The organism is Kocuria sp. CPCC 205258 (genome assembly GCF_040981005.1).
Lineage (GTDB): Bacteria > Actinomycetota > Actinomycetes > Actinomycetales > Micrococcaceae > Kocuria > Kocuria rosea.
Window position 1 is genome coordinate 675,348 of sequence record NZ_JAVKPS010000001.1, and the last position, 17,839, is coordinate 693,186.

Consider the following 17,839-nt stretch of genomic DNA (forward strand, 5'->3'; position numbering starts at 1 on the left):
GGTCCGGGGCCAACCGGATGACGGGCGCACGTCATGGAGTGTCACGACGGCGTCACAGAAGGTCACGTCCTCCGCGGTGGTGTAGCGGTGTGCCGCAGGAGACCGGGTCAGTAGACCGGCTGGTCCGGGTCCACCTGTGCCGCCCAGGCGAGCACCCCGCCCTCGAGGTGGCGGACCCGCTCCTCCCGCCCGGCGTAGAAGGAGCGTAGCGCGGCGAGCGCGGTCGCGGAGCGGGCCCCGGCCTTGCAGTGCAGCACGAGGTCCGTGCCACGGGCCTCCGGGGGCAGGGCGTCCGCGCCGCGGTCGAGGATCTCCTGCAGCGGGACGGGCACGGCGCCGTCGATGGCCACGAGCTCCCGCTCCCAATCCTCGCGCACGTCCACCAGGGCGAAGGACGCCTCCCCGCGCTCCCGGCGCTCGAGCAGCCGGGCCAGCTCGGCCGCCCCGACGGTCTCGGAGGCGTCCGCGCCGGGCAGCGCGCAGACCGCGGCGGGCTGGGCCACCGCGGTGACCGGGGCGGCGTCGGGATCCGGGGTGAGCCGCATCTCGCGCCAGGTCATCGCCAGCGCGTCGTGCAGCAGCACCCGGCCGAGCAGGGGCTCCCCGGTGCCGGTGACGAGCTTGACGGCCTCGGTGACCATGACCGCGCCGACGGTGGCGGGGAGCATGCCGAAGACCCCGCCCTCGGCGCAGCTGGGCACCTCGCCGTCCGGCGGGGCCTCGGGGTAGAGGTCCCGGTAGGTGGGCCCGTGCCCGGCCCAGAACACGCTGACCTGCCCCTCGAAGCGCAGGATGGAGCCCCACACGCAGGGTGTGCCGGTCAGGGCGGCGGCGTCGCTGACCACGTAGCGGGTCGCGAAGTTGTCGGCGCCGTCCAGGACCAGGTCGTACCGGCCGATGATGTCCACGGCGTTGTCCGCGTCCAGCCGGACGGGGTGGGTGCGGACCTCCACCAGCGGGTTGAGCGCGGTGACGGCCTCGGCGGCGGAGACGGACTTGGGGCGGCCGACGTCGGCGGTCGTGTGCACCACCTGGCGCTGCAGGTTGGAGACCGCCACCACGTCGTCGTCGACGATCCCGAGGGTCCCGACCCCCGCCGCGGCGAGGTACTGCAGGGCCGGGGACCCGAGCCCCCCGGCGCCGACGACGAGCACGCGGGCGTTCCGCAGCCGCCGCTGGCCGAGGGTCCCGATCCCGGGCAGGGTCAGGTGCCGGGCGTAGCGCTCGAGCTCCTCGCGGGTCAGTTCGGGGCCGGGCTCCACGAGCGGGGGCAGCGGGCTCACGGCCGCTCCCCCACGGGCGCCCAGTCCCCGCGCGGCACGTCCGCCGGGCCGTCAGCCGGCCCGGCACCGGCGGCGTCCGTGTCGATCCGCCCGGCCATCGGCGAGGACGCGTGGGCGTGGCGGCGGGCCGGGATGCGCCCGGCACCGGCGGCGAGCCGGCCGGCGAGCACGGCGTGGCGCATCGCGGTGGCCATCGCCACCGGGTCCTGGGCGCGGGTGACCGCGCTGGCCAGCAGCACGGCGTCGCAGCCCAGCTCCATGGCCAGCGCGGCCTCGGAGGCGGTGCCGATCCCGGCGTCGAGCACCACGGGCACGGACGCCCGGGAGGCGATGAGCTCGATGTTGTGCGGGTTGAGGATGCCCAGCCCGGTGCCGATGGGGGCGCCCAGGGGCATCACCGCGGCCGCGCCCAGGTCCTCGAGGCGGCGTGCGACGGCCGGGTCGTCGGAGGTGTAGGCGAAGACCTTGAAGCCGCGGGCCACGAGCTGCTCGGTGGCGTCGAGGAGCTCCACCACGTCGGGCAGCAGCGTGTCCTCGTCCGCGATGACCTCGAGCTTGACCCAGTCGGTCTCGAGGGCCTCCCGGCCGAGCTCGGCGGTCAGCAGCGCGTCCCGGGCGGTGTAGCACCCGGCGGTGTTGGGCAGGATCCGGATGTCGTTGCGCTCGAGCAGGGCGAAGAGGGAGTCGCCCTGGCCGGGGGCGTAGCGGCGCAGGGCCACGGTGGTCAGCTCGGTGCCGGAGGCCAGCAGCGCCTGCTCGAGGGTGTGCAGCGAGCTCAGGCCGCCGGTGCCCATGATCAGCCGGGAGTTCAGCTCGATGCCGTCGAGCACGAGGGGGTCGGGGTGCAGGGCGGTCACGTCAGCCTCCCTGGACGGCGGTGATGATCTCGATGGACTGGCCCTCCGCCACGGGGGTCCGCCGCCAGCGGCTGCGGGGCACGACCGCGGCGTCCACGGCCACGGCCACGCCGAGGCGCCCGCCGTCCAGCGGGGCGCCGTCGGGGCCCAGGGGGCGGCCGACGGTCTCGGCGACGAGGTCGACGACGGTCGCCTCCGCCGCCACGCGGTGCGGGCGGCCGTTGAGGGTGATGGCGGTCATCGGGTGCTCCTGCTCCGGGGCCCGGGCCCGGCGGCGGCCGGCGCGGGATCCCCTGGACGGGCCTCGACGGGGCGGTCGAAGCGGTGCGGGTCGGTGGTGGCGAGGTGCTCGGCGTCGGCGGCCGGATCGGCTCCGGTCCCGCCGGCCACCAGCTGCGCGGCGAGCCGGGCGGCCAGTGGGGCGAGCAGGACGCCGTGGCGGAAGTAGCCGGTGGAGACCACGAGCCCCGGCACCGGCGATCCGTCCGGGTCGCGGACCCGGCCGAGGTAGGGGATGTCGTCCGGGGTGCCGGGCCGGGCGCGGGCCAGCACCTCGACCAGCTCGAGGTCGGCGACGCCGGGCACGAGCGCCTGGGCGTCGCGCAGCAGCCGGAACACGCCGCCGGCGCTGGGACCGGTCAGGTCGTCCTCGCGGGAGGTCGCCCCGATCACCACGGTCCCGTCGGCGCGGGGCACCAGGTAGACGGGCACCCCGTGCACCAGGCCGCGGACGGTGCGCCCGAGCAGCTCCGGCGCCCCGGCGGGGACCCGGGCGCGCAGGATGTCCCCGTGCACCGGCCGCAGCGGCGGGTGCCAGTCCTCCGGCAGCCCTTCGAGCTCGCCGAGCCCGGCGCCGGGGGCGAGGACCGTCCAGGTCGCGGAGACCATCCCGCCGCCGGCCAGGCGGACGCCGGTCGCCGCGCCCTCGGCGTTGCGGCGCAGCCCCGTGGCGAGGTCGTGGACGAGCCGGGCCGGTCCGCCGTCGCGCGCGGCCGGGAGCCCGGGGCGCTCCGGGAGCTCCGGGAGGTCGGGGAGTTCCGGGGCGACGAGGGCTGCGAGCAGCCCGGCCACGAGGCGGCGCGGGTCCACCTGGTGGTCGTCGGGGATCCGGAACGCCGCGGACAGCCGCGGGCTCAGGGCCGGCTCGAGGGTGCGGGCGGCGCGCAGGGTCAGCGGCTCCACCGTCATGCCGTGGCGCCCCTGCAGCGCGCGGAGGTCCGCCAGGGCCTGCCGGTCGGCGGCGTCCACGCCGCAGACCAGGGTCTCGGTGGCCCGGTGGCCCACCGTCCCGCCGGCGGCCTGCTCGAGGGCGGCCACGAACGCCGGGTACTCGGCGGCCGAGGCGGTCATGAGGGGGTACAGGGGCTCCTGCCGGTACTGGACCTCGCTCACCGGGGCGAGCATCCCGGCCGCGGCGCGGCTGGCGCCGGAGCCCGGCTCGGGGTCCACCACGACCACCGAGCGGCCGCGGCGGCGCAGCTCCCAGGCGGTGGCCAGGCCGATCACCCCGGCGCCGACGACGGCGACGTCGGCGCGGACGTGCTCGGGCCCGTCGACCAGCGGGTGGGGCGCGGTCGTGGGGGCGGGGTGCGCGGCAGTCACAGGGAACGTCCTTTCCTCCGGCGGCATGACCCGCATCAGGTGTGGCGGTCGGCGCTGGACGCCCTCTCAGCCCCCGGTGGGGCTCCCGCAGAACCGCTGACCTATCATCAGCGTGTGACCCACCCTACCCGTGACGCCTCCGCCCCTGCCGAGTCCTCCCTGCGAGACACCCGGACGGCCCGTCTCCTCGCCGCCCGGCTGTACGTGTGCACGGACGCCCGCCGGGACCGGGGCGACCTCGAGGAGTTCCTGCACGCGGCCTACGCCGGCGGCGCGGACATCGTCCAGCTGCGGGACAAGAGCATCGACGCGGACGAGGAGATCGCCGCGCTGGAGCTGCTGGGCCGGGTCGCCGCCGAGTACGATGCCCTGTTCGCGGTCAACGACCGCGCCGACATCGCCGCGCTCGTGGGCGCCGACGTCTTCCACGTGGGCCAGCACGACCTCAGCCCCGCCCAGGCCCGGCGGCTCCTGGGCCCCGACGTGCTGATCGGGCGCTCCACCCACGACCTCGGACAGGCCACGGCGGCGCTCGAGGACCCGGACGTCGACTACTTCTGCACCGGCCCCGTCTGGGCCACGCCCACCAAGCCGGGGCGCCCGGCCACCGGGCTGGAGTTCGTCCGCGCGGTCGCCGAGCTGACGGAGGCCCGGCTGGACGCGGACCCGGAGGTCCTGCCCGTGCCGTGGTTCGCCATCGGCGGCATCGACGAGCCGCGGCTCCCGCAGGTGCTGGAGGCCGGGGCGCGCGGCGTCGTCGTCGTCCGCGCCGTCACCGAGGCCCCCGATCCCCGCGTCGCCGCCGGGCAGCTGCGCGGTCTGCTCCCCGCCTGAGCCCGGGGCGGACCGCCGCCCGTCTCACCGTCGGCTCCCCGCCGCCGTCCAGCACGTTCTGAGAGCATGGACGCAGGACGACGACGGAGAGGTGGCCCATGGACCCCGAGCTCGACCCCCAGGTGCGGCACGCGGTGGAGCGCCCCGCGGAGACCGCCCGCGGCCCGGAGGACGCGCAGCTGCGCGTCCGGCTGGCCGGTGAGCCCGCCCGCCGCGCCCTCGGCACGCACTGGGAGCAGGGCCTCCCGGAGGACGCCGCCCCGAGCGACGACCGGCTCGCCGCCGCCGTGCTGCTCGCCACCCTCTTCGGCGACACCTTCTGGCTGGAGCGCGCCGCCCGGCTGCCCAGCGACGTGCCGGGGTGCCCGTCCGCGCCGCCGAGCGGGCTGCTGGAGCTCACCCGGGTGCCGGGCGCCCGGGCGGCCCTGGCCGCCGTGCTCGAGCGCCCCCTGCTGACCGGGCTCCTGGAGTGGGGCACCAACCCCCTGCCGGAGCAGCCCCCGCTGGCCGTGGCGCGGGCCGCCCGGGACCTGGGCATTCCCGACGACGGGCGCGTCTACAAGGTGGTGCGCCGCCGCGCCGAGCGCTTCCTGGCGCGGGAGCACGACGGGTCCGAGCCGCTCGAGCAGTTCGTGACCCTGCTGAACGAGGCGGAGCGGGGCCACCGCGAGGACGGGCCCGTGCTCTCGGGCGAGACCCTGCCGCCGGCGGCTCCCCCGGCGCCGGGCCCGACCGCGGGATCCTCCTCCGTGACCGGCCCGGCCGCGGACGGTGACATCCGCCCGGGAACACCCCCGCCCGGCGCCCCTCCGGCGGGCTCGCCGGAGAACCCCCAGTGGGGGGTGAGCCCCGCGAGCCCGGCCCCGCCGCCGCCCGGGCAGTTCCCGGGCCAGCACCCCGAACCCGGGGCACCCGGCCCGGGCGGTCCGGGATACGGCACCCCCGGGTACGGCCCCGGGGACCAGCAGCCCGGCGCACCGGGCACCGGTGCCCAGGGCGCCTCCGGGCCGGTGTTCGGACCCGGCCCCGGCGGGTGGCCGCCGCGCCCGGCCGAGCCCGAGGAGGACGACTCCGACAACCTCAAGGCGTGGGGGTTCGTCTTCCTGGGCATCCTGGCGGTGATCGCCGCCCTGATCTTCATCCTCTGAGCCCAACGCACGCCATTTACTTGCACAGGAAAGCTTCTGGGGCTATTCTTGGGGACACATCAACCAATGCGCCGCCCCTGCCGACGGAGAACCCCGCGATGCCGATCTTTCCCCAGAACCCCGCTCCCCAGAGCCTGACGAAGCGCCCCGCCGAGGACCTGCTGTCCGCGGACACCCGGATGGGTGCGGTGGAGCTGCTGGTCTCCGACCTGGACACGATGGTCGCCTACTACTCGGACGCCGTGACCCTCGACGTGCTCGCCCACGCCGGGGACACGGCGGTCCTGGGCCGGGACGGCCGGACGGTCCTGCGGCTGCGCCAGGTCAAGGAGCTCCCGCCGGCCCGCCGCGGGCAGGCCGGCCTGTTCCACACCGCGGTGGTCTTCGACGACGAGCCGGCCCTGGCCGCGGCGCTCGCGTCCGTGGCGACCGTGGCGCCCCGCTCCTTCACCGGCAGCGCCGACCACCTCTACAGCCAGGCCTTCTACTTCGACGACCCCGAGGGCAACGGGGTGGAGCTCTACACGGACCGCCCCCGCGAGACGTGGCGGCGGGAGCCCACCGGCCTGCTGACCCTGGCCTCCAACCCCCTGGACCCGAACGGCTTCCTGCAGGAGCACCTGGCCGAGCAGGGCGGGCGGCTCCCGGCGCCGCCGGCCACCCTGGGACACGTGCACCTGCAGGTGGGTGACATCCCGCTGGGCCGGCAGTTCTACGTGGACGTGCTGGGCTTCGAGGTGATGAGCGACATCGGCTCCGCCCTGTTCATCGCCGCCGGCGGCTACCACCACCACATCGCGCTCAACACCTGGCAGAGCGCCGGGGCCGGCCCGCGGGCGGCGTCGCTGGGGCTGGGCCAGGTCAACATCGATCTGCCGGACGCCGACGACGTCGCGGCCCTGGCGTCCCGGCTCGCGGACCACCGGATCCCCACCCGGCACGACGGCGCCGTGCTGCGCTTCGAGGACCCCTGGAACACCCTGATCCAGGTGGGCGTCGCGGCGTAGTCCCGGCCCGGTGCGGCGTCCGCACCCACCCGCCGGCGGCGCCGTGCTCGGCGCCCGCGGGTGCTCGCCGGCACCTCGGCCCGCCGGTAGGTTGGGCCTCGTACCCGGGGCGCCCGGGCACCGAGGGCGTGCGGCGACACGGCGGCCGCCCGGTCCGAGAGCGAGGAGCAGGGCATGGGCGAGAAGGACGACACCACCGGCAAGGACTTCGACGAGGCCGTCAACATGACCGCAAAGCAACTGTCGACGTGGCTGGACACCGACGAGTCCACCTCGGTGGGCCAGGACGACGGCGGGGAGTCGGTGGGCCACCGCTCCGGGCGGAGGATCGTGGAGATCCTGCAGAAGCCGAAGGGCGAGCGCACCGAGGCCGACCACGAGCACATGCGCAAGGTGGTCGGCTACGTCCACCGCCACCTGGCCCAGCGCCCCGACGGGGACGTGCGCGAGACCCGGTGGCGCTACTCCCTGATGAACTGGGGCCACGACCCCCTGAAGGACTGAGCCGGAGGGCCCGCCCGGCGCCGCCGGGCGGGCCGGGCAAATATTGCAGTTGTGCAAAACTTGCAGAGGTGCAAAAATGTGGGCATGAACGCCGAATCCCCTCCCACCCTGCGCGCCCGCAAGAAGGCCGAGACCTGGTCCGCGATCCACGAGGCGGCTGCCGCCCTCGCGGTGCAGCACGGGGTCGAGGGCACCACGGTGGAGGCCGTGGCCGCGGCGGCCGGCGTCTCCCCGCGGACCTTCTTCAACTACTTCCCCGCCAAGGAGGACGCCGTCCTGGGCATGCGGGCCCCCTCGCTGGACCCCGAGCTGCTGGACGGCTTCTCCCTCGAGCGCGACCTGCTGGGCCAGGTCTCGCGCCTGCTGCTGGCCGTCTCCCGCAGCGCCTACGCGGGACAGGACGCCGAGCGGCGCCGGAGGCTGCTGCAGGACCACCCGAGCCTGGGCCGCCGCCGGCACGAGCTGATGCTCGAGGCCGAGGCCCTGGTGCGCCACACCCTCGCGGAGCTGCTGGCCCGGGACCCCGCGTGGTCGGCCGGGATCGGGGAGCACCGCGTGGACGAGGTCGCCCGGATGCTGGTCCTGCTCGGCGGCGTCCCGCTGCGCTTCGCCATCACCGCCGAGAGCTACTCCCCGGCGCACGGCCTGCCGACCGAGGACCACGAGTCGGCGCTCTCCCTCCTCCACCGTCTCCAGGAGAAGCTCTCATGACCCGCACCCCCGCCCACCGCGCCGAACCGGGCTCCGGCTCCCGGCACCTCGCGCTGCTCTTCGTCGGCCTGATGCTCTCCATGCTGCTGGCCGCGCTGAACCAGACCGTCCTCAGCACGGCGCTGCCCACGATCGTGGGCGAGCTCAACGGGGTCGACGAGATGCTGTGGGTGATCACGGCATACATCCTGGCCTCGACGATCATGATGCCCGTGTACGGCAAGCTCGGGGACCTGATGGGCCGCAAGCCCCTGCTCCTGGGCGCGATCCTGGTGTTCATGGCCGGCTCCGTGGTCGGCGCGCTCGCCGGCACCATCGAGGTCCTCATCGCGGCCCGCGCGATCCAGGGTCTCGGCGGCGGCGGGCTGATCATCCTCTCCCAGGCCGCCATCGCCGACGTGGTCCCGGCCAGGGAGCGCGGCAAGTACATGGGCGTCATGGGCGGGGTGTTCGCGGTGTCCTCGGTGGCCGGCCCGCTGCTCGGCGGGTTCTTCACCGAGGGCCCCGGCTGGCGCTGGGTCTTCTGGATCAACATCCCGCTCGGCCTGCTCGCGCTGGCCGGGGCCGTCCTGTTCCTCAAGCTGCCCCGGCACAGCGGCCGGCCGCGCCTGGACATCGGCGGCATGGTGCTGCTGGCCGTGGCCACGACCTGCCTGGTCCTGTTCGCCACCTGGGGCGGCGGCAAGTACGCCTGGACCGACCCCGTGATCCTCGGGCTGATCGCCGGGACGCTCGTGGCCGCCGCGGCGTTCGTGGCCGTGGAGCGGCGCACCGCCGAGCCCATCATCCCGATGCACCTGTTCCGCGAGCGCAACTTCGTCCTCACCACCCTCGCCGGTCTGCTCACCGGCGTGGCGATGTTCGGGGCCCTCGGCTACCTGCCCACCTACCTGCAGATGGTCTTCGGCGTCGACGCCACCCGGTCCGGGCTGCTGATGGTGCCGATGATGGGCACGATGCTCGTCACCTCGGTGCTCGCCGGTCAGGCCGTGAGCCGGACCGGGCGCTACAAGTGGCTGCCGGTGGCCGGCAGCGTGATCGTGGCCGCGGCCATGGGGCTGCTCGCCACCCTGACCTCCGAGCAGGGGGTGTGGCACGTGTGCCTCTACATCGCGGTCCTCGGCCTGGGTCTGGGCCTGTCCATGCAGGTGCTCGTGCTGATCGTGCAGAACACCTTCCCCCTGCGCCAGGTCGGCACGGCCACCGCGGCGAACAACTTCTTCCGCCAGATCGGCGCCACCCTCGGCTCGGGAGTGGTCGGCAGTGTCTTCGCGAGCCGGCTGGCGGAGATGATGGCCGAGCGCGTCCCGGCGGCCGCGCTCGAGGGCGGCGCCGGCGGGGCCAACTCGCTCACCCCCGCCGTGGTCGCGTCCCTGCCGCAGGCGCTGCAGGACCCGATCGTGACCTCCTACAACGACGCCCTGACGCCCATCTACCTGTGGATCATGCCCCTGGGCCTGCTGGCGGCCGCCGTGCTGTGCTTCGTCGCCGAGAAGCCGCTGGCCACCACGATCGAGCAGGACGTCGAGCCGGAGGCGCTCGCCGAGGGCCGCCTCGTGGTCACCGCCGACGAGCCCGCCGCGCCGCGCGCCGACGACGAGGAGGAGCGGGTCGCCGGCGACGACGCGCGGGACGCCCGCGGCGCGCTGGCCGGGGCGCGGAGCGCTCCGTAGGCTGGGCACCGTGCACGGCAGGCACCCTGGCCGGCGGCGCCCCCGGGGGCGCACACGCACCGGGGACGAGCAGAGGAGCAGCGGATGGGCCTGAGCAAGGGCACCAGGGTCACGTGGAACACCCCGCAGGGCAGGACCGAGGGGAAGATCGTCGAGAAGAAGACCGAGGACTTCGAGCTCGACGGACGCACGTACCGCGCGAGCACGGACGATCCGCACTACATCGTGGAGTCCGACAGCTCCGGGGCCCGCGCGACCCACAAGGCGGACGCCCTCACCGAGGCCTAGCCGGAGACCTGCCCCGCCGCGGGCCCGAGGACGGGCGCGGCGGCAGTCGGGCGGGACGCGGCGTTCAGCCGCGGACGCCGGGAGTGCCCCAGACGAACGGGCCGAAGGACGGGCCGGCCGGCTCGAGGTACTCGACGTCGGACGCCGGGACCAGGGCGCCCGGGCTGTACCCGTCGGCCTCGCAGCGCACCAGGACGACCATGCCCAGCTCGACCGGGTCGTAGGGCGCGCACAGCACCATCTCGCCCGCCCGCAGGTTCAGCCCCGCGCGGTCGGTGCGCATCCGGTAGCGCGCCACGTGGGAGACGGTGATGGAGGAGATCGGGTCGACGACCGGACCCACGCCGATGCCGGGGAGGACGTCGAGGGGTCCCGTGTCGTCGGGAACAGGGGTCAGTTCGGAAAGGCTCATGGCGGGGATCTCCAGTCGTGCGAGCGCATCGGGAGCTGCAGAAGGTCCCGGTGCCGGGCGGGTGTGCTCGACCACGCTGTCCCTTCCCATGATAGAGAGCCACGTCACACAGGGGAAGAGTCCTTCGCATCGGTCCACGGCCCGCCGGCCGCGGTGCACGAACTTGCAGACTCCGGCGCCCCGGGCGTCGCCGGGCGTCACAGAGTCACAATCCCCGAGCCCCCGACCCTCTTCTGACCTGGGCGGACAGACGGCACAGCCGACTGTGACGCACGGAACGCCCCGCGGTCTGCGGTGCGGCCCCGCCGCGCGCCTACATTCACTGACATGAGCTACGAGGGGTCGATGCCGTGATCACGATCAACATGAACAACGCCGCGCTCTGCCGGCTGGAGCAGCAGGACCGGGGGCGGCCCGGTGCGCTGCCGGAACGGCGGTCCACCGCCGCGGGCACCGGCCCGCTGGACGCCCGGAAAACCGCCCGGGAGACCGCCCGGCGGCCCGATGAGGCTCCCCCGATGCCGGAGCACACCAGGGGCTGATGCCCCGATCCGGCTCAGCGGCTGCCGACGAGACCGGACGCCCGCAGGGCGCCGAGGTGGGCCTGGCGGCCGGCGCCGACGATGCCGGCGGCGTTGCGCAGCTGCGCGGGGGCCACGCGGGCGCGCAGCCGCAGGTGCGGCAGGAACTCCTGGTGCCGTTCGCTGATGCCTCCGCCGAGGACGATGAGATCCGGGGAGATCAGGCGCTCGAGGTGGGACAGGTAGCGCTGGAGCCGGTCCGTGTAGGTCGGCCAGTCCAGGGCCTCCTCCATCCGGGCGGAGGCGCCGGCCCAGCCGTCCACGTCCCGGCCGTCCAGCCACACGTGGCCGAACTCGCTGTTGGGGATCAGCTCCCCGTCCAGGAACAGCGCCGAGCCGATCCCGGTGCCCAGCGTGATCACCAGCACCGTCCCGCTCGCGCCCCGGGCGGCGCCGAAGCGCACCTCGGCCAGCCCGGCGGCGTCGGCGTCGTTGAGCACCGCGACCTCGCGCCCCAGTCCGGCGGCGAGCAGCTCCCGGGCGTCCGTGCCGATCCAGGAGTCGTCGAGGTGGGCGGCGGAGCGGGCGATGCCGTGGTCGATGATCGCCGGGACGCCCACGCCGACCCCGGCCAGGGGCCCGCCCGGCCCGGGCGCGCGCTCCAGCTTCTCCAGGACCCCGCGCAGGACGGCCACCACCGCGGCCGGGGTGGCCGGCGCGGGCGTGGGCACCCGGCGCACCGGGCCCACGGTGGTGCCGCGGACCGGGTCCACCACCGCGTACTTGATGGTCGTTCCGCCGATGTCCACCCCGAGGCAGCGGGCGTCGTCGTCGCCCCCGGCGGAGACGGGCGGGACGGTCGGGGGCGTCCGGACGGACGGCAGGGCACAGGTCATCTCACGGTCCTGGATCGAGGCGGGGACGGCGCGCCCTCGAGCGGGCGGCGCCTGTTCGACTGTACAACCGGGCGGGGACGGCAATTATTCGCACCGGCCCCGCCACCCGTCCGGCGCCACCGTCCCGCCCCGGGCGTTCCCTAGAATCGAGGGGTCCCGGTCACCCCGGCGAGCGCCCGCGCCCCGCCCGGCGCCCCGGCGTCCCGCCGCCTTTCGAAGGACTTCCCCGCATGACCAGTCCCACCACCGCCGCGTGGCCCGTCCCGCCGAAGACCACCAACCGGGTGCTGCTCGCCTGCTGGCTCGCGATCCTGGCCGAGGGGTACGACGTCGGCGTGCTCGGCGCCGTGCTGCCCGCCCTCGCGGAGCACCGGGAGTGGGACCTCACCCCGCTGGAGCTCGGCGGCCTCGGCTCCTACGCCCTCGTCGGCATGCTCATCGGGGCCATGGTCATCGGCACGCTCTCGGACCGGATCGGCCGGCGGAGGATGCTGCTGGTCTCGATGGCCATCTTCACCACCATGCAGCTGGGCGCCGCGCTGGCCCCCACCCCGGAGGTCTTCGGGCTCTTCCGGCTGCTCGGCGGCCTGGGCATGGGCGGGATCATCCCGGTGGCCGCGGCCCTGACCATCGAGTACTCGGCGCCGCGGCGCCGGTCCTTCAACTACGGCGTGATGTACTCCGGCTACTCCCTCGGCATCCTGGCCGCCGCGCTCGTGGCGATCGTCCTGCTGCCCACGCTGGGCTGGCGCTGGGTGGTCGGCGTCGGGTTCCTGCCCGTGGTCCTGCTGCCGCTGGTGGCCAGGCTGCTGCCCGAGTCCCTCGAGTACCTCATGGGCAAGGGCCGCCGCGAGGAGGCCGCCCGCCTGGCCGAGCGGCTGAACGTGTCCCCGTTCGCCGAGGGCGACTGGACGCCGGTGCGCTCCGAGGAGGCGAAGGCGCGGTCCGTGGGCTGGAAGCAGTCCCTGGCTGCGATGTTCTCCGGCGGCTACCTGACCGCCACGGTGTTCTTCTGGATCTCCCTGTTCTGCGGCATGGTCCTGGTCTACGGCCTCAACACGTGGCTGCCCTCGATCATGCGCTCGGCCGGCTACGAGCTCGGTCCGGCCCTGACGTTCCTGGTGGTCTTCAGCCTCGCCTCGGCCATCGGCGGCATCGCCCTGGGCCGCGCCGCGGACGCCTACGGCAAGAAGCTGATCCTGGTGGTCTTCTACCTGCTGGGCGGGGCGGGGATCCTGCTGCTGATGTTCCCCAACAGCATCGTGGTCAACTACGTGTTCGTGGCCCTGGCCGGCATCGGCTCGATCTCCACCTCGCTGGTGCTCACCGGCTGGGTGGCCGAGTACTACCCCGCCCACTCCCGGGCCACCGCCACCGGCTGGGCCCTGTCCTTCGCCCGGATCGGCGCGATCTCGGGCCCGCTCATCGGCGGCTGGATCGGCTCGATGGCCCTGCCGTTCCAGTGGAACTTCATCGTCTTCGCCGCCGTGGCCCTGGTCGCCGCCGGCTCGGTGGCGCTGATCCCGCAGTTCCCGGGCCCGGCCGGTCCGGCCGCGCGGCGCGGGCGACCGGGGCGCGCCGAGACGGCGCCGGCGGCGCCGGGCGCCTGAGCCGAGCGGCCCGCCGGCCGGGCGCCCCGGTCGCACCTCACCCGGTCGGGTCGGGTCCGTCCCGGCCGGGCGCGGGGCGATCGGCCGGCGCCGGCACCCGCCGCTCGCCGGCAGGCTCGTCCGCGTGCAGGTGGGCGCGCTCGCCGTCGTGGTCGAGCACGGTGAGGATCTCCACCGGTCCGCCCTGCGCCACGATGGCGTGCGGGACCATCGTGGAGAACTGCGCCGCCTGACCGGCCTCGACCACGATGACCCGCTCGCCCAGGTGCAGACGGGCGGTCCCGGAGAGCACGGTGAACCAGTCCCGGCCCGGGTGCACCGCCAGCCGGTCCGGTGCGGGGGGCGGACCCGGCAGGATGCGCATCTTGGCCACGGTCATCCCGTGCAGGGCCCGCTCGGAGGACAGCAACCACATGGTCAGCCCCGGCGTGCTGCTGGGCTGCGGGCGGATCACCACGTCCTCGTCCTCGGGGGACTCGACGAGCTGGTCGAGCGAGGTGTCGAGCGCCCGGGCGATGGGCACCAGCTGGTCGAGAGCGATCCTGCGGTGCCCGGTCTCGAGCCGGCTCAGCGTGGACGGGCTGAGGTGGCACCGGGCCGCGAGCGCGTCCAGGGACCAGCCCCGCGCCAGCCGGAGACCGCGGATGCGGCGCCGGATCACAGCGTCCAGGTCGAGTTCTTGCGTCATGGGCAAGAGTGTATGCCTTGAAGGCATTCCCCGCCTACCGTGGAGGCATGACACCGCACGACTCCCCGCACCCGACGGCGGGGCACCACACCCACCCCGAGCAGCACGACGACGACGGACTGGCCGAGCTGCTCGAGCTGGACGCCGAGATCCTGGGCCCGCTGCTGGAGGAGGTCCTCGACTGGGTCGCCCGGCACGTCCACGGCGCGCCGGGCACGGTCGCGGACATCGGCGCGGGCACCGGGTCCGGCAGCCGGCTCCTGGCCCGCCGCTTCCCGTCGGCGCAGATCGTCGCGATCGACCGGTCGGCACCGAGGCTCGAGCGGCTCCGCGCCGCGGCCGGCACACCGGGCCCGTCCGACCGGATCCGCACGGTACAGGCCGATCTGGACACCGCCTGGCCCGAGGTCGGGGCGGTCGACCTCGCCTGGGCGGCCTCCTCGCTGCACGAGCTCGCCGCGCCGGACCGGCTGCTGCGGGAGCTCCGCGCCGGGATGCGCCCCGGCGGTCTCCTGGCGGTCGTGGAGATGGACGCGCTGCCGCGGTTCCTGCCCGAGGACATCGGGATCGGCCGCCCGGGCCTGGAGCGCCGCTGCCACGAGGTCCTCGCCCGGGCGCGCTGGAACGCCGTGCCCGACTGGGGACCCCGCCTGGAGGAGGCCGGCTTCCGGCCGGCGGGGCAGCGCCGGTTCGGCGTCGAGGCGCGGCCGGCCCCGCCCGGCACGGGGCGCTGGGCGGACCACTCGTTCCGCCGCGCTCTCCCGGTCCTCGCCGGCCGGCTGGACGCCGACGACCTGCTCGCCCTCGAGCACCTGCTCACCGAGGACTCCCCCGGCGCGGTCCTGCACCGGGAGGACCTGGTGCTGCGCGCCGGACGCCTCGTCTGGGCGGCGCACCGGCCATGAACCACCAGCACGAGAGGAAGCAGACCATGAACAGCATTTCCGCGTACGACGTCGTCGTCGTCGGAGGCGGTGCGGCCGGCCTGAGCGCCGCCGTCGCCCTGGCGCGATCCCTGCGATCGGTGGTCGTGGTGGACGCGGGCGAACCCCGCAACGCCCCGGCCGGCGGCGCGCACAACCTCCTCGGCCGGGAGGGGATCCCGCCGCTCGAGCTGCTGGCCGCCGGCCGGCGGGAGGCGGAGCAGTACGGGGCGGAGATCCTCCGGGACCGCGCCGTCACCGCCCGGGCGGAGGAGGAGGGGTTCACGGTCGGTCTCGCCGGCGGCGGCGTGCTGCGCGCGCGGCGGTTGCTGCTCGCCACCGGACTGGTCGACGAGCTGCCCGACGTGCCCGGCGTGGCCGAGCTGTGGGGGCGGAGCGTGCTGCACTGCCCCTACTGCCACGGGTGGGAGGTCCGCGGACGGCGCATCGGCGTGCTCGGCGCGGGACCCATGAGCATCCACCAGACGCTGCTGTTCCGGCAGCTCAGCGAGGACGTCACCTTCTTCCCGCACCGGATGCCCGATCCCGGCCCCGAGGCCTGGGAGCAGCTTTCCGCCCTCGGGATCCGGGTGGCCGAGGGGCCCGTGCAGCGGCTGCGCACCGACGGGGACGTGCTGCGCGCAGTGGTCCTCGACGACGGGCAGGAAGTCCCGGTGGACGCCCTGGTCGTGGCGCCCCGCTTCGCGGCCCGGGCCGAGCTGTACGAGCAGCTCGGCGGCACCCTGACCGACCACCCCGCGGGGGCGCTCATCGCCACGGGCCCGATGGGCAGCACCGAGGTCCCCGGCGTGTGGGCGGCCGGCAACGCCGGCGACCTCTCGGCCATGGTCTCCTCCGCGGCGGGGGCGGGGGTCGGCGCGGCCGCCGCGATCAACGCGGACCTCGTGGCCGAGGCGGCGGCCGGCGCCGTGCGGGCCCGCGCGCACGGCGCCGGAGCCGGGACTCCCCGCCGCGGCTGAGGGCCCCGGGGGCGGTCAGGGCTCCACGGACCCCTGGACGTGCTCGAACACCAAGCTGGTCTGCGTGGCCGCCACCGCCTGGTTGGAGGACAGGTGCTCGAGGACGAACTGGCGGATGTGGTCGGTGTCCCGCGCCGTGACGTGGATCAGGAAGTCGTCCGAGCCCGCCAGGAAGAAGAACTGGGACACCTCGGGCACCGACTTCAGCCCCTCGCCGAACGCGGACATCAGGTGCCGAGCCCCCGGCCGCAGGCGCACGCTGATGAGGGCCTCAATGGTGCTCCCGAGCGCCCGGGGGTCCACCTCGACCGTGAAGCGGCGGATCACGCCCGAGCGCTGCAGGCCCTTCATCCGGGCCAGACAGGTGGACGGGGCCACGCCGAGGGCCTCGCTGAGCGCCTGGTTGGTCATCCGGGAGTTCTCCCGCAGCAGCGCGAGCAGGCGCCGGTCGAGGTCGTCCAGCTCGTCCCGGGGCCGCCGATCCTGCGGAGCGGCCCGCGTGGGCGGGGTCACCTTCTCCATGGTTCGTCCAGTTCTGCACCGATTGCCGAAGGATCGTCGACTTCTGCCCCGGCAACGGTGTCGGATCGTAGTTTTGTGACACCCATTCTACGTTTTCTGCGGAAGGCCCTCGATGATCATCTCCGTTCCCACCGAAGTGAAGACGAACGAGCACCGGGTGGCCATCACGGTCTCCGGCGTGCACGAGCTGCGCCGCCGCGGCCACCGGGTGCTCGTGGAGGCCGGTGCCGGAGTCGGCTCGGGCTTCGCGGACGAGGACTTCGCCGCCGCGGGCGCGGAGGTCGTGGCGGACCCGGACGAGCTGTGGGCCCGGGCGGACCTGGTGCTGAAGGTCAAGGAGCCGATCGCCTCCGAGTACCACCGGTTCCGGGAGGGCCTGGTCCTGTTCACCTATCTGCACCTGGCCGCGGAGCCGGAGCTCACCCGCGCCCTGCTGGCCGCCGGGGTCACGGCCGTCGCCTACGAGACCGTGCAGACCGCCGATCGTCGGCTGCCGCTGCTGGCGCCGATGAGCGAGGTGGCCGGCCGGCTCTCCGTGCAGGCCGGGGCCTCGGCCCTCACCGCCACCGGCGGCGGCAAGGGCGTCCTGCTCGGCGGTGTGCCCGGGGTCCGCCCCGCGCAGGTGACCGTGATCGGCGCGGGCGTGGCCGGCACCAACGCGGCCGCCATGGCCGTGGGGCTGGGCGCCGAGGTCACGATCCTGGACATCGACGTGGACCGGCTGCGCGCCCTGGACGACCGGTACGCCGGGCGGCTGCGGACCGTCGCCTCCAACGCCTACGAGGTGGAGCGCGCGGTGACCGAGGCGGACCTCGTGGTCGGCTCGGTGCTGGTGCCCGGAGCCCGGGCCCCGAAGCTGGTCACCCACGAGATGGTCGGGCGGATGAAGCCGGGCAGCGTCCTGGTGGACATCGCCGTGGACCAGGGCGGGTGCTTCGAGGACAGCCGTCCCACCACCCACCAGGACCCGGTCTTCCCGGTGCACGACACCCTGTTCTACTGCGTGGCCAACATGCCGGGCGCGGTGCCCAACACCTCCACCTACGCCCTGACCAACGTGACGCTGCGCTACGTGACCGCCCTCGCCGACCGTGGCGTTGCGGCGGCGCTGACCGCCGACCCCGCGCTGGCCGCCGGGCTCAACACGATGGCCGGCCACGTGACGCACCGCTCGGTCGGCGAGGCCCACGGCCTGGACGTCGTCGACCGGGCGGAGCTGCTGCCCGCAGCCTGAGCCGCCCGCCCGCGCCGGGCGGATCAGCCGGCGGCCGGGACGGCGTGCCGGCCCGGGCGATCGCCCTGGTCAGCTCCGGTGGGGAGGGCGTCGATGAGGGCGGTGAGGTCGGCGAGGTCTGCCTCGGTGAGGTCCTGGAGCGGGGG

The 17,839-nt window shown here is 75.1% G+C and carries 20 protein-coding genes and 1 riboswitch; of the genes, 12 read left to right on the forward strand and 8 right to left on the reverse strand.

The window, feature by feature from the left end; genetic code table 11:
- Positions 1–107: 107 nt before the first annotated feature.
- The 4 genes from moeB to RF644_RS03150 all read right to left on the reverse strand — a co-directional run bounded on the left by moeB (position 108) and on the right by RF644_RS03150 (position 3,742).
- Positions 108–1,283: a molybdopterin-synthase adenylyltransferase MoeB gene (gene moeB / locus RF644_RS03135; protein ID WP_368795343.1), complete on the reverse strand. Its 1,176-nt coding sequence runs from the start codon at positions 1,281–1,283 to the stop codon at positions 108–110.
- The gene (locus RF644_RS03140; protein ID WP_368795345.1) at positions 1,280–2,140 is read right to left on the reverse strand and encodes a thiazole synthase; all 861 of its coding nucleotides are present in this window, start codon (positions 2,138–2,140) and stop codon (positions 1,280–1,282) included. Before RF644_RS03140 ends, moeB begins: the two co-directional genes overlap by 4 nt.
- Before the next feature lies 1 nt (position 2,141).
- A complete protein-coding gene (gene thiS, locus RF644_RS03145; RefSeq protein WP_017831913.1) occupies positions 2,142–2,381 on the reverse strand; it encodes a sulfur carrier protein ThiS in 240 nt (79 codons plus the stop codon).
- On the reverse strand, positions 2,378–3,742 hold the full coding sequence (locus RF644_RS03150; protein ID WP_368795346.1) for an FAD-dependent oxidoreductase: 1,365 nt from the start codon (positions 3,740–3,742) through the stop codon (positions 2,378–2,380). Before RF644_RS03150 ends, thiS begins: the two co-directional genes overlap by 4 nt.
- Positions 3,738–3,841, reverse strand: a riboswitch (TPP riboswitch). It overlaps the preceding gene by 5 nt.
- A 105-nt stretch (positions 3,842–3,946) precedes the next feature.
- Here RF644_RS03150 and thiE point away from each other — a divergent pair.
- The 7 genes from thiE to RF644_RS03185 all read left to right on the forward strand — a co-directional run bounded on the left by thiE (position 3,947) and on the right by RF644_RS03185 (position 9,907).
- Entirely contained in the window at positions 3,947–4,576 is a 630-nt protein-coding gene (gene thiE, locus RF644_RS03155; RefSeq protein ID WP_368795368.1) for a thiamine phosphate synthase, read from the forward strand.
- Positions 4,577–4,674: 98 nt separating this feature from the next.
- A complete protein-coding gene (locus RF644_RS03160; RefSeq protein WP_368795348.1) occupies positions 4,675–5,724 on the forward strand; it encodes a hypothetical protein in 1,050 nt (349 codons plus the stop codon).
- Positions 5,725–5,822: 98 nt separating this feature from the next.
- Positions 5,823–6,731 carry a VOC family protein gene (locus RF644_RS03165; RefSeq protein WP_368795349.1) on the forward strand — a complete coding sequence of 303 codons (909 nt, stop codon included), beginning with the start codon at positions 5,823–5,825 and terminating at the stop codon, positions 6,729–6,731.
- Between the two features lie 174 nt (positions 6,732–6,905).
- Positions 6,906–7,235, forward strand: a complete 330-nt coding sequence (locus tag RF644_RS03170; RefSeq protein ID WP_095650718.1) for a DUF3140 domain-containing protein — start codon at positions 6,906–6,908, stop codon at positions 7,233–7,235.
- An 84-nt stretch (positions 7,236–7,319) separates the two neighbouring features.
- Positions 7,320–7,946, forward strand: coding sequence for a TetR family transcriptional regulator (locus RF644_RS03175; RefSeq protein ID WP_368795351.1), 627 nt, complete (start codon positions 7,320–7,322; stop codon positions 7,944–7,946).
- Positions 7,943–9,619, forward strand: a complete 1,677-nt coding sequence (locus RF644_RS03180; protein ID WP_368795353.1) for an MDR family MFS transporter — start codon at positions 7,943–7,945, stop codon at positions 9,617–9,619. The genes RF644_RS03175 and RF644_RS03180 overlap by 4 nt, the downstream gene beginning before the upstream one ends.
- Positions 9,620–9,703: 84 nt before the next feature.
- Positions 9,704–9,907 carry a DUF2945 domain-containing protein gene (locus tag RF644_RS03185; protein WP_126346822.1) on the forward strand — a complete coding sequence of 68 codons (204 nt, stop codon included), beginning with the start codon at positions 9,704–9,706 and terminating at the stop codon, positions 9,905–9,907.
- A gap of 64 nt (positions 9,908–9,971) precedes the next feature.
- Here the strand turns inward: RF644_RS03185 and RF644_RS03190 are convergent, their stop codons facing one another.
- Entirely contained in the window at positions 9,972–10,319 is a 348-nt protein-coding gene (locus RF644_RS03190; RefSeq protein WP_017831906.1) for a hypothetical protein, read from the reverse strand.
- 350 nt (positions 10,320–10,669) lie between these two features.
- Here RF644_RS03190 and RF644_RS03195 point away from each other — a divergent pair, with 350 nt between their 5' ends.
- Positions 10,670–10,861: a hypothetical protein gene (locus tag RF644_RS03195; protein WP_126346821.1), complete on the forward strand. Its 192-nt coding sequence runs from the start codon at positions 10,670–10,672 to the stop codon at positions 10,859–10,861.
- A 14-nt stretch (positions 10,862–10,875) separates the two neighbouring features.
- Here the strand turns inward: RF644_RS03195 and ppgK are convergent, their stop codons facing one another.
- Complete coding sequence (ppgK, locus tag RF644_RS03200) at positions 10,876–11,736, reverse strand: polyphosphate--glucose phosphotransferase (RefSeq protein ID WP_017831904.1); 861 nt, start codon at positions 11,734–11,736, stop codon at positions 10,876–10,878.
- Positions 11,737–11,966: 230 nt separating this feature from the next.
- Here ppgK and RF644_RS03205 point away from each other — a divergent pair, with 230 nt between their 5' ends.
- Positions 11,967–13,346: an MFS transporter gene (locus RF644_RS03205; protein WP_368795354.1), complete on the forward strand. Its 1,380-nt coding sequence runs from the start codon at positions 11,967–11,969 to the stop codon at positions 13,344–13,346.
- A gap of 37 nt (positions 13,347–13,383) precedes the next feature.
- On the opposite strand, the gene RF644_RS03210 is transcribed toward RF644_RS03205, so the two are convergent.
- Positions 13,384–14,034, reverse strand: a complete 651-nt coding sequence (locus tag RF644_RS03210; protein WP_368795356.1) for a helix-turn-helix domain-containing protein — start codon at positions 14,032–14,034, stop codon at positions 13,384–13,386.
- 47 nt (positions 14,035–14,081) lie between these two features.
- On the opposite strand from RF644_RS03210, the gene RF644_RS03215 reads away from it, so the two are divergent.
- Both RF644_RS03215 and RF644_RS03220 read left to right on the forward strand, forming a co-directional pair.
- Positions 14,082–14,939, forward strand: a complete 858-nt coding sequence (locus RF644_RS03215; RefSeq protein WP_368795357.1) for a methyltransferase domain-containing protein — start codon at positions 14,082–14,084, stop codon at positions 14,937–14,939.
- 26 nt (positions 14,940–14,965) lie between these two features.
- Entirely contained in the window at positions 14,966–15,937 is a 972-nt protein-coding gene (locus RF644_RS03220; RefSeq protein ID WP_368795358.1) for an NAD(P)/FAD-dependent oxidoreductase, read from the forward strand.
- Positions 15,938–15,952: 15 nt separating this feature from the next.
- Here RF644_RS03220 and RF644_RS03225 read toward each other — a convergent pair whose 3' ends face one another.
- On the reverse strand, positions 15,953–16,459 hold the full coding sequence (locus RF644_RS03225; protein ID WP_368795359.1) for an Lrp/AsnC family transcriptional regulator: 507 nt from the start codon (positions 16,457–16,459) through the stop codon (positions 15,953–15,955).
- A 112-nt stretch (positions 16,460–16,571) separates the two neighbouring features.
- On the opposite strand from RF644_RS03225, the gene ald reads away from it, so the two are divergent.
- A complete protein-coding gene (gene ald / locus RF644_RS03230; RefSeq protein ID WP_368795360.1) occupies positions 16,572–17,693 on the forward strand; it encodes an alanine dehydrogenase in 1,122 nt (373 codons plus the stop codon).
- The last annotated feature ends 146 nt before the right edge of the window (positions 17,694–17,839 follow it).